We start from the raw sequence: 9,560 nt of genomic DNA, 5'->3' as shown, positions 1-9,560 counted from the left end.
GTCACCGCAGCACGCTGCGGCTCCCTCCTCCGCCTTGCGAGACACCACCTGACCGATCCTCGCCACGGCAAGATCCGCAGGACAGGGCCTAGTTCCTGGTGATCACGCCGCAGGCGACGCGTCCGCCGGAGTCTCCCGCCTTGAGGGTCTCCGCGTCCGGGCCGCTGCCGCCGGCCGGGTCGCCGGGATCGGCGGGGCGGTAGCGGTCGGGGATGTTGGCGTGGTTGTCGGGCAGCGTGTGAATGACGATGGAGCTGCCGTCGGAGTCGAAGAGCTGGCCCACCCGGAAGCGGTCGGTCACGACCGTGGTCTCGCCGGTGCCGTCCTCGGCGACGAGGAGGTTGGGCAGGTCGCCGGAGTGCTCGCCGTGCGTGGCCGGGTGGATGGTGAAGTGCGCGCCCGCGCTGGAGAAGGGGCTGCCGGTGACCGGGTCGACCGCCTTGGGATCGCAGACGCCCCTGGTGTGGATGTGGAAGCCGTGATAGCCGGCGTTCAGGCCGCTGACGGTGACCGTGAGCCTGGACTTGTTGTACAGCCTGTGGTCGATGCTCAGAAAGCCGACGTTCTTTCCGGCCGTGTCCTTGATGACGGCCTCGGCCGACGGCCAGGGCTGTCGCGGTACGTGTGAGGTCGCCTGGGCGGCCGTGCCGGTGCCGGCCACCGGCGCGCCGAGCGCGACGGCCAGGACGAGACAGGTCCTGCGAAACATGAGAGATCCCCCGTACGGTTTCCGGGCTCCCCCGCTGTGGAGGGGAGCGGCCCCAGCACAGGTTCATATCCCAGGAAGGGCGGGCGCCCGCGTCACCACGCCGCGCTCCTGCGGGTTCAGCCTTACCGGAGCCCCTGACACCCGGTCATCGGGCATTGAGCATCGCTTACTCATGACCGCCACGGAGCGCTCCGGAACGCTGTGCTCAACGGATACCGGCAAGCACGCGGCCCGCGCCGGAGTGGCGGGGGCACGGGTTGCCACTGGGGAGCTGATGACAGTGATCTGGAAGAGAGCCGTGGCACTGACCGCGGCGGCGCTGGCGATGGCGCTCGGGGGTTCGACGCTGTCCGCGCAGTCGGCGAGCGCCGATCCCGCGGGCGTCTTCAGGACCCTGAACTGGGAGAACGCCGCCGACCGGACCATACCGGGAGCCCCGCCGCCCGGCTTCATCAAGCAGTGGGCGAGCAGTCACGGTGCCACCACCGTGACCAGCCCGGTGCGGGACGGCTCCTACGCGGCGCGCTTCCAGCTCAACAAGAACGATCCCGTGATCTCCAATGGCAAGCGCGCCGAGATCAGCCAGGGCAACAGGCAGCCCGTCAACGCCGAGCGGTGGTACGGCTTCAGCATCAACCTGCCCGCCGACTGGGTCCACGACCCCTCGGCCGAGATCGTGAGCCAGTGGCACCAGTGCGACGAGAGCAACTGCCCGGGTGGCTCACCGCCGCTGGCGCTGCTCACCGACGAGGGGCACTGGAAGATCGACTTTCGGGGGAACATCATCGACCTCGGCCCCTACGCCACCGGAAGGTGGACCGACTGGGTCTTCCACGTCAAGTGGCGCACCGACGACAAGGGAGTACTGGAGGTGTGGCGCGACGGGCAGGTGGCCCTGCCGCCGTATACCGGCGCCACGCACGCGGGAGGCCCGTACTCGCCGTACTTCAAGTTCGGCATCTACAAATGGGACTGGAACAAGGCCCAGTCACAGTCCACCACCACCCAGCGGGTCATGTACTACGACGCGCTGCGGCTGGGCGACGAGCGGGCCGGCTACGAGGACGTGAGACCGACCGGCGGCACGGACTGCGGCACGGCCACCCTCCCGATAGCGGCCGCGTCCGCGACCACCTTCGAGCCGATCAACCCGCCGGCGCAGGCCGTCGACGGCAACCTGTCCACCCGCTGGTCGGGGCAGGGCTTCGGCGCCTCGCTGTTCCTGGAACTGAGCTCGGTGCGCCGCCTGTGCGGCACCCGGGTCGCCTGGCACCTGGGCGACCAGCGGTGGAACGACTACACCGTCTACACCTCGCTGGACAACGTGACCTACACCAAGGCGTGGGAGGGCCGGAGCTCGGGCACGACGACCGGGCTTGAGCAGAGGCTGTTCACGAACGGTCCGCGTGACGCCAGGTACGTGAAGATCTCCTTCTGGCAGAACCCGCAGAACGACTGGGCGAGCATCACCGAGGCGGCCGTCCTCGGCTCCTGACCGGTGCCGCACGCGATCCCACCGCTCCCGTGCCGCCGCCGCGCGGCACGGGGGCTCCCCCGGTGAATTCCCCCACGGAGAGGCGACTCCCGATGCGACGACCCCGCCCCCTTTCCCTGATGATCGCGCTGGCCGCGGCCGGCACCCTGTCCACCACCGGGTTCACCACCGGTGCCCCCACCCCGGCCCCCACCCTGGACCCGGCCCTGGCGCCGCTGGTCGGCCCCGACCCCGTCGACGGCGTGACCATGATCTATCCGACCAAGGCCGGGGGGCAGGTCTGGCACCTGTCGAAGACCCCCGCCGCCGACCCCCGCCTCGACGGGGCGACCCTGGTGCCCAACTCGGACGGCACCTTCACCGTGCGGAACACCGCCACCCGGATCGGTGTCTCCACGACCACCTACGACCAGGACGAGCACGAGGACGACCTCGTCTGGCGCCAGCCCGACCTGCGCTCGCGGGGCTTCATGCACGACCGCAACGACTGGCGGAACGTGGAGATCACCGGATACGTCCGCTACGTCAGCGGCACCGACGACGGGGACGCCTTCACCTGGTACGCCCGCGGCGCCCGGCACACCGGCAGCGGCCAGACTCCCGACGCGTGCTGGGGTACCGCCTACAAGGCGGACCTGCGCTACGCCGACGGGGCCGTCAAGGTCGAGAAGGAGATCTACCACCGCAAGGGCGACGGATACGCGAACGGCACCTACACCGGTGGCGGCGCCTCGATCAAGGGCAAGATGATCGGTTTCAAGGTCGTCATGTACGACATCCCCGGCGGCGTGCGGGTGGAGGCGTACCTCGACCGGGCGGGGAACAACACCTGGACCCGCGTCACCTCCCGTGACGACACCGGTGGATGGTCCATCGACACGGACAACCCCTGCGGCGGCACCCGTACCGAGAAGGTGACCTGGGGCGGCCCGAAGGCGGCGTTCCGCTGGGACGACGCCACCAGGGTCGACGTGAGCAGGCTCAGCGTCCGGGAGATCGACCCCGCCGGCCAGGCGGAACCCTGCCCGGTGAGACTCACCCCCGCCGGTGCCACCGCCAGTACGTGGGAGGCGGCCAATCCGCCCGCGAACGCGATCGACGGGAAGCCGGCGACGCGCTGGTCGGGGGAGGGGAAGGGCGCGAACCTGGTGCTCGACCTGGGTGCCTCGCGGCCGGTGTGCGGGGTCGACGTCGCCTGGTACCAGGGCGACAAACGGTGGAACGACTACACCGTCTACACCTCACCGGACAACGTGACCTACACCAAGGTGGCGGAGGGCCGCAGTTCGGGCACCACTCTGAACGCGGAACCGTACCGCTTCCCACGGCACCAGGCCCGGTTCGTCCGCATCTCGTGGTGGAACAGCTCCGCGGGCAACGGCTGGGCCAGTATCGCCGAGGCCACCGCCATCGGCGCCTCCTGACCTGTCGCATCCATGCCTGTCGATCCGCCCGGCCGGTGGTGTCCCACGACCCACCGTCCGGGCGGTGTCCATGGCCTCAGGAAAGGCGACGCCGCTACGTCTCATCGGGCTTTCCCGGGTCGTCCCGGGTGCGGGTGCCGCCGAGCCCGGTCCCCTCGCCGGGTGGGTCCGGCGCGAGCCAGGTCAGGCCCACCGGCGGTACGGGGCGGGGCAGGCCGAGGGCCTGTGGCAGGTCCTCCCGTCCCCGGACGCCGAGCTTGCCGTAGGCGCGTTGCAGGTGGTTGGCGACCGTCCGCCTGGACAGGCCGAGGTGCTCGGCGATGGCGTCGTTGGTCATGCCGCCCGCCGCGAGCTCGCACGTCTCGCGCTCGCGCTCGCTCAGCGCCGCCTGCGGCTCGGCCCGTACCGCCCACGGCGGCCCGTACCCCTCGCACAGCCGGGCCAGGTCACGCCCCTGGATCCGTAACCGGGCCACCAGGCGTTCCGCGCCCCGCCGGGCGGCGAAGTCGGTCGCGGTCGACAGGGCCTCCCTGGCCAGGCTGTTGTACCCGCGCTCCGCCAGCTCGTCCGCCACGGAGAGCAGGGCGTCGACGTCCCCGCCGGCGGCCGCCCGGCCGTGCCGGTCGAACAGCGTGAACAGCTCGCTGTCGCAGCGGGCGACGACCTCGTGCAGGGCCTCCGCGACGGCGCGCGAGGGGCTCAGCCGTACCGAGTGGTAGAACGCCTCGACCGCCTTGGTGAACCACCCCGCCGACCGGTAACGCGTGCCCAGCGAGGCCACGGCCTCCGCGACCTTCGCCCGGCCCGCCCCGGCCTCCGCTGCTCGGCCGGTCCCGCTTCCCGCCCGTTTCCCGTCGGCCAGGGCGTCGACGCGGAGCCTCGCCAGGTCCAGGTGGCTGTGCAGGTTCGACGTGGCGGGCAGCCGGCGGGTGATCTCCTCCAGCGTCCGGCGCCCCTCGTCGAACCGGCCCACGGCGGCCAGGCAGGCGGCGTGCTCGGCGAAGACGTAGATCTGGATCGGAAAGGGCACGTGGCGGTCGAGGAGCGTGCGGGCCTCCCGGAAGTGGGGCAGCGCCCGGCTCGGCCGTCCCGCCCACACCTCGCAGATGCCCAGCTCGAAGGTGAGCAGCGCGGCCTCGGCCGAGACCTCCCGCTCGACGGCCGCCCGGTAGCCGGAGCGGGCCACGGCGAACGCCTCGCCGAGCCGGCCCGCCAGGGCGAGGGCCTGCACGTGACAGGCCGCCGTGGCGGCACCCATCGCGCCCCACACCCGAGGTGCGCCCAGCCGCCCCGCCGCGTAGCCGTCGGCCACCTGCGAGGGCCGGCCGAGGTAGATGTTCAGGTACGCCTGGAGCGGGTCGCAGACGCTCGCGATCACGCCGTCCCGCACCCCGGCGGACAGCTGGGCCAGGTCGGCCGGGACCAGATCGGAGACGAGCCCCGTCGCGCCGTCGCCGAAGGCGATCAGCGCCAGCTCGGCGACGGCCAGCTCGGCGGTGGCCTCCCCGTCCAGGGGACCCGCGGCACGGGCCTGCCGGACGATCTTCTCCGCCTCGGCGGGGCGCCGCAGGTTCCAGAACAGGTTGAGCGCGCGCAACGCCGCCACCTTGGCGAGCTCGTCCGGCGAACCGGTCCCGCCGGACATGCGCCTGCCCAGCAGGTACTCCGCCTCGGTCGCCTTGTCCTGGGCGACCAGGGCCCGCGCCAGCACGTCCGCGCCCGACGTGGTGCCGGCGTGGCGTGCCAGCCGTTCGGCCAGCGGGGCGTCGCAGCGCGCCAGCGCGTCGGAGGCGGCGCCCACCACCTGGTCGCCGGGCACCGGGTCGCCCGCGGCCAGCTGCCACGTCACCGCTCGCAGCCGCGCCTGGTCCACGGCCGCCCGGCCGTGGACCACCGCGCGGGCGAGCGTGCGGTAGATGTCCCGGCGCTCGTCCGGGCCGGATCGGGCCCGGACGGTCTCGCCGTACAGCGGATGCCCCAGCCGGACCACGAGGTCGCGGTGTACCCGCTCGACCGCGATCAGTGCGCGCTGTTCCAGCTCCACCAGTACGGACGTGTCCACGAGCGCCTCGATCACGTCGAGCGACACCGGCTCGGCGTGCGCCACGTACGACAGCGCACGGGCCTCGTCACCGGTGAGGCCGCCGAGCAGGCCCGCGACCAGGTCGCGCAGCCCGTGCTGGGACGGTATCCGGCCCTTCCACCGCCACATCTCGCTGACCCGGTGCAAGGTTCCCGAGGCCAGGCAGGCCTCCACGAGATGGCGGAGGAACAGCGGGTTGCCTCGCGTGACGCGCCACAGCCGGTCGACGGTCAGCCCGTCGACCGGCCCGTCCAGCGCCGCGCCGAGCAGGGCGCCGACCGTCGCGCGGTCCAGCGGCTCGACCGCCGACGTCTGGACGAAGGGACGGCGCAGCAGCGCCGTGACGGCCGGCGCGTCCGTGCGGCCGGTCCTGGCCGTGGCGAGGACGCGCGCCCCCGCGGTGGCGGCCAGATGCTGGACCAGGGCGACGGACACCTCGTCGAGGTGATGCACGTCGTCGATGACCACGACGCACGTGCGGTCGCCCGCGGCCTCGCGCAGCGCGCCGGCGGCGGCGCCGAAGACGTTCGCCGTGTCCCGGTGGACCTGTTCGGGCAGCAGGGCCGCCATCGTCGCGAACGGCAGGCCGCTCGACGCCTCGGCCCCGGCCGTCACGACGACGTGCATGCCCTCGTCACGGCAGCCGAGCACGATCGGGTCCAGCAGCCGGGACTTGCCGACTCCCGCCTCGCCGACGAGCAGCACGCCCGGCTCGCCCTGCCGCCCGAGCCGGGCCACGGCGGCCCGGGTCTCGGCCGCCCGTCCGACGAAGGGCCAGGCGGGGCGGTGGTTCCCGGCGCCGGTGCCGTGCCCGCCGTGGGGCTCGTCATGGGACATCGCCTCCGGCGCGTCGCCGTACGGGCGCACATGACCTCCCTCAACGCCGGAAGTTCATCAGGAGTCAACCTTTACCCACGATTATGGGAGGAATATCACGTGGAATCTGTGGCGGCCCATGAATAATCCAACTCACCGGCGCCTGGAGCCGGTGCGGGGAACGGCGATCGCGAGACAGCCGGAGGGTTGTGAACCGGCGCGGGGACCGATCGGCGGGAAATCAGCCAGACGGGAGCAGGCCCGGACATCCGGAGGTCATGATCGACGGTTCCGGAGCCTTCGACGCCCTTGGGGCCGTCGCCGGCGGGGGATGGCCCACGGCCGGCCGGGAGGAGGAGGTGCGCGAGATCCTCGCGGCGCTGGCGATGTCCCCGGGATCGGGGGTGCTCCTCACCGGTGAGCCCGGGGTGGGCAAGACCCGCCTCGCGGACCTCGTCCTCGACCTGTCCGCCGCGACGGGAACCCTGATCATCCGGGGCGCCGCGACCGAGGCCACCCGGGACATCTCCGGGGTGGGGATCGCCGCCCTGCGCGTCTTCGGTGGTTCCACCGGCTCCCCTTCCGGGCTTTCCGTCGTTTCCGGCCTGCTGGCCGGTGCTCGCGACGGTGCTCGCGACGGTGCTCGCGATGATGCTCCGAGGGGCGTCCCGGGCGACGTTCACGACGCCGCCACGGAAGGGGCAGAGGGTGGGGGTCCGGCCCGGCGGATCGTGCTCGGCATCGACGACGTCGACCAGCTCGACGCGGCCTCGGCCGCCGTCGTGGGCGACCTCGTCAGGACCGGGGACGTCACGCTGCTTCTCACCGCGCGCTCCGGGGCGCCTCTCGACGGACCCCTCGCCCGGGTGTGCGGCAGGGGACCGCTGGTCGTACTGCCCGTGGCGAACCTCTCCCGTGCCGTCGTCCTCCACCTGCTCGCCGACGTCCTGGAAGGGCCGGTCGACGGGCTCACCGCCGACGTGCTGTGGCGGATCACCCGCGGGAACCCGCTGCTGCTCCGGCGCGTCGTCGGCATCGGCCTCGAAACCGGGGACCTCGCGCGATCGCGCGAGGTCTGGTCCTGGCGCGGCTCTCCCGGCGGCCACCCCCGCCTGCACGAGCTCGTCGCGGCCGACCTCGCCACGCTCGGTGCGGGGGAGACGAGGGCGCTGGAATACGTCGCCCTGACGGGGTCCCTCCCCCGGGCGACGGCCGAGCACCTGGCCGGACCCGCGATCGTCGGGGAACTGGCGCATCGGGCCGTCATCACCCTCACCCCACGTGGGGGAACGGACGAGGTCACCATGTCCCATCCGCTTCACCGGCAGGCACTGCTCGCCGGGATCGGACCCCTGCGGCGAAGGCAGAGATACCGGGAGCTGGTGGCCGCCGCGGGCGAGGTGGGTGTGCCCGACCCCGGCGACCCGGCGGCGGTGCTCTGGCGGCTGGAGGCCGACCTCGACGTCCCGGCGTCACAGGCACTGGTGGCGGGTGGGCGCGCGCTCGCCTCGGGCGACCCCGTGCTCGCCGAGAGTCTCGCCCGTCACGTCCCCGGCGCGCCGGGCGCGGTCCTCCGGGGCCAGGCGCTGATCGCCCAGGGACGGGCGGCGGACGGCGAGCGCCTGCTGGCCGACCATGGGGGAGGCACCGCCGAGACGGTGGCGCTGCGCTCGCTGAACCTGTTCTGGGGGCTCAGCCGGCCCGACGACGCGCACGAGACGATGGCACGCCATCCGGGCACGGAACGATCCGCCGACCTCCGCGTGGCCGAACTCGGACTCGCGCTCTTCACCAGAGCCACCCCGGCGACCGAGCCCACCCCGCTCGCCGGGACCGCGGCGCCCCTCGCCGGGACCGCGTCCGGGACCGGGCCGCCCACGACCCCCGCTCGCGGCCCGTTGAACCCGTTGGTCGCCGATGCCGCCACGGTCCTGCGGGCCTACCGGCTCACCTTCCGCGGCAGGCCGGCGCGGGCGGCGGAGGACTTCGACCGGGGGCCGCTGAGACTGCCGGCGCGGTGGCCCGCCATGCGGGGCTCGGCCGCGGCCTGCCACGTTCACGCGCTCGTCCTGGCGGGCCGGCTCCGCGAGGCGCTTCTCCTCGTCGACACCTACTACGAGGAGGCCGTACGACGCGCGGAGCCGTCGGAAGTCGCCATCGTCGGGCACGTGCGGGGTCACTGCCGGCTGTGGGCGGGCTCGCCGCGGCGGGCGCTCGCCCCGTTGCGGGAGGCGCGAGCGCTGGTCGACGAGCACGTACCGTTTCCGATGCGGGTCTTCATCGGCTGCGAGTACGCCGTGTGCGTCGCCGCCCTCGGACGCTCGCAGGAGGCGTTCCAGGAGCTGGACCGGCTCCGCGAGCTGATACCCGGCGATCTGGGACTGCGCGACAGGCTGGAGTTCAGCCGGATCCGGTTGCTCGCCCACTCCGGCAGGCTGGCCCACGCCACCGATCTCGCCAATCGGCTCGCTGACCGCTACCTACGCGACTCGCGGCTCACCACCGGGGTCGAGTGCGCCTACTACCACGTCCGTCTCCGCCCGTCGTCCAGGGCCGCGGCCCGCCTTCGGGAGGCCGCGGGCGCCTGCGACAGCCCGCTCTTCGAACTCTTCGCCGACCACGCCGAGGCGCTGACCGCGCGCGACGGCGCGGTGCTGCGCGGCATCGCCGACCGGTTCGCCGAGCTCGGCTATCTGGGACTGGCCCTGGAGGCCGCGAGTGCGGCGCCCGGCGGCGGCCACGCGGCGCGACGGCACCTCGACGACCTCGTCGAACGCTGTGACGGCCACCGTCCCCCGTGGCCCCCGTCCTTCGCGGGCTCTACGGCCCTGACCAGCAGGGAGCGGGAGATGTGCGAGCTGGCGGCGGCGGGGCTCAGCGACTCCGCCATAGCCGCGAACCTCGGCGTCTCGGTGCGTACCGTGACCAATCTGCTGGGGAGGGCCTATCACAAGCTGGGCGTCCACAGCCGCCGGCAACTCGGCGCCGTACTCCCGCTGTCACCGGACCGGAAGGGCGGCGGGTGACGGTGCC

Annotated in this window: 5 protein-coding genes; 3 read left to right on the top strand and 2 right to left on the bottom strand. The window is 73.2% G+C overall.

Annotated elements, in window-relative coordinates:
* Nucleotides 1-88: 88 nt before the first annotated feature.
* A complete protein-coding gene (locus ABZ260_RS12595; protein ID WP_355616163.1) occupies nt 89-709 on the bottom strand; it encodes a superoxide dismutase family protein in 621 nt (206 codons plus the stop codon).
* 172 nt (nt 710-881) lie between these two features.
* Here ABZ260_RS12595 and ABZ260_RS12590 point away from each other — a divergent pair, with 172 nt between their 5' ends.
* The gene (locus ABZ260_RS12590) at nt 882-2,204 is read left to right on the top strand and encodes a heparin lyase I family protein (RefSeq protein WP_355616161.1); all 1,323 of its coding nucleotides are present in this window, start codon (nt 882-884) and stop codon (nt 2,202-2,204) included.
* Between the two features lie 92 nt (nt 2,205-2,296).
* On the top strand, nt 2,297-3,628 hold the full coding sequence (locus tag ABZ260_RS12585; RefSeq protein WP_355616159.1) for a discoidin domain-containing protein: 1,332 nt from the start codon (nt 2,297-2,299) through the stop codon (nt 3,626-3,628).
* Nucleotides 3,629-3,722: 94 nt separating this feature from the next.
* On the opposite strand, the gene ABZ260_RS12580 is transcribed toward ABZ260_RS12585, so the two are convergent.
* On the bottom strand, nt 3,723-6,578 hold the full coding sequence (locus tag ABZ260_RS12580) for a LuxR C-terminal-related transcriptional regulator (RefSeq protein WP_355616157.1): 2,856 nt from the start codon (nt 6,576-6,578) through the stop codon (nt 3,723-3,725).
* A 227-nt stretch (nt 6,579-6,805) separates the two neighbouring features.
* Between ABZ260_RS12580 and ABZ260_RS12575 the strand changes: the two genes are divergently transcribed.
* Nucleotides 6,806-9,553 (top strand): LuxR family transcriptional regulator, encoded by a 2,748-nt coding sequence (locus ABZ260_RS12575; RefSeq protein ID WP_355616155.1) that lies wholly within the window; start codon nt 6,806-6,808, stop codon nt 9,551-9,553.
* Nucleotides 9,554-9,560 lie beyond the last annotated feature (7 nt).

Origin of the sequence: Streptosporangium sp. NPDC006013, assembly GCF_040614275.1 — a bacterium.
Lineage (GTDB): Bacteria > Actinomycetota > Actinomycetes > Streptosporangiales > Streptosporangiaceae > Streptosporangium.
Note: the sequence above shows the minus strand (reverse complement) of the source record. Positions and strands in the feature narration are given on the sequence as shown.

Coding starts and splice junctions, on each gene's coding strand:
- ABZ260_RS12575 (WP_355616155.1), top strand. CDS start 6,806: ATGATCGACGGTTCCGGAGCCTTCGACGCCCTTGGGGCCGTCGCCGGC.
- ABZ260_RS12595 (WP_355616163.1), bottom strand. CDS start 709: ATGTTTCGCAGGACCTGTCTCGTCCTGGCCGTCGCGCTCGGCGCGCCG.
- ABZ260_RS12590 (WP_355616161.1), top strand. CDS start 882: ATGACCGCCACGGAGCGCTCCGGAACGCTGTGCTCAACGGATACCGGC.
- ABZ260_RS12585 (WP_355616159.1), top strand. CDS start 2,297: ATGCGACGACCCCGCCCCCTTTCCCTGATGATCGCGCTGGCCGCGGCC.